General features: G+C 72.6%; 1 protein-coding gene. It reads left to right on the forward strand.

Annotated features, from left to right (window positions below; genetic code table 11):
* Positions 1-111 precede the first annotated feature (111 nt).
* Positions 112-982, forward strand: an 871-nt coding sequence (locus tag B4M60_RS07455; protein WP_291081842.1) for a hypothetical protein, incomplete at its 3' end; no start/stop codon positions are given.

The following is a 982-nucleotide window of genomic DNA, read 5'->3' on the forward strand; positions in this document are numbered from 1 at the left end:
AGTCGCCCAGACGCCTTCGACACCGCCCGTCAGATAGGCACTGTGTATTCATTGTTCGCTGGCGAGGACCTTCGGACGATGATGGGTGGTTTCGTTGACCAGGCTTCCGCCATGGCCATGCTCTTCGCCGCCGCGGGCGGATTGATCGACGCGCAGGACGAGGCGCTGGCGGCAGCCCTGGGGAAGGCGTCGGAGGAGCCTGCGGGGCTGCAGAGCCTGGGTCTGCTGGGTTCGTTGACGCCGTTCGCCATGATGATCAATGGTCCGTCGGACGCCCGCGCTGTCGGCGGGTACGACCGGGTGGGGCCGGAGAACGTGGAGGGCGCCCCGTTGGCCCGGATGGTGTCGGGCGCCCAGGCGCTGCAGCCGGAGCACTTCCAGCAGGTGAGCGACCGTGTCCGCGGGGTGGCGGCGGAGCTCCGGACCGCGGGCGAGCAGCTCCACGGCGGTCTCGGCGAGGTCCTGACCTCGGGGTGGCAGGGCGAGTTCGCGTCGCAGGCGAGCACGTCGGTGCGGTCGTTCACCGAATCGGTCGCTCTCTACGCCGACGTCCTCGACCGGGCCGCCGACAAGGCCTCGATCGCACAGGACGGCTTCGGCGTGACCCGCACGCAGATCTCGGCGCAGGCCTCCGAACTCGAGTTGGCGCAGACAATGACGCCGGGCGGTGCGAGCGGCGCCGGAGCGGCGCTCGGTCCGGCCTCGCGGACGTCGGAGGCATCGATGGCGGCGGCCCGGGCGGCCGCCGAGGACCAGGCCCGCGCGATCGTCAACACCGTCTACAGCCCCGCCGTGATGGACGCCAACCTCGCCGACCTGGACATCCCCGCCCCGTACCGGGTGGTGTCGACCTCGGCGCTGGGCGGGGCGCGCGGAATCGATCTGGCCTCGGCGTGGAACATCGACGGCGTCATCCGGCCCGCGGGCGCGACGGCCCCGAGCGCGGACGCCCTGGCCGCGGCGGGCGCGGGCGGCACGGCTG

It is taken from the genome of Dietzia sp. UBA5065 (assembly GCA_002415925.1).
Lineage (GTDB): Bacteria > Actinomycetota > Actinomycetes > Mycobacteriales > Mycobacteriaceae > Dietzia.